This is a genomic window from Microbulbifer okhotskensis (assembly GCF_023895975.1).
Taxonomy (GTDB): domain Bacteria; phylum Pseudomonadota; class Gammaproteobacteria; order Pseudomonadales; family Cellvibrionaceae; genus Microbulbifer; species Microbulbifer okhotskensis.
The window spans coordinates 1-321 of sequence record NZ_JALBWM010000444.1 but is presented as its reverse complement, the minus strand read 5'-3'; the positions used below and the strand labels follow the sequence as shown (position 1 = coordinate 321).

Annotated in this window: 1 protein-coding gene; it reads right to left on the bottom strand. The window is 42.1% G+C overall.

Annotated elements, in window-relative coordinates; translation table 11 throughout:
• Positions 1-32 precede the first annotated feature (32 nt).
• A complete protein-coding gene (locus MO867_RS22855) occupies positions 33-209 on the bottom strand; it encodes a helix-turn-helix domain-containing protein (protein WP_252473429.1) in 177 nt (58 codons plus the stop codon).
• Positions 210-321: the final 112 nt, after the last annotated feature.

Here is a 321-nt window from a genome sequence, read left to right as displayed (position 1 = left end):
GTATCTGGCCGTGGTTCCTACCTATTTCGCCCCTAAAACTGTCCGAAGTATTGACGATATAGAAGCGCAACACCCAAACTTTCTTCCAGCTTAGAAATATATAAACTGGCACTGGCTACCGAAATATCCAGATGCGCTGCCGTGGCGCGAAAGGAGCCTGTTTCCACAACCTTGGCAAAGACCAGTAAATAGCGAATATTTTTTAGCACAATCGCCATCTCCCTATCGAACATTTCATCGGTGTCTAAGCCCTCAAGGTAAATTTTATGTAACTATTCAGCACTAAATACAAAGTTTCCCAAAAAATATATTCATGAGACA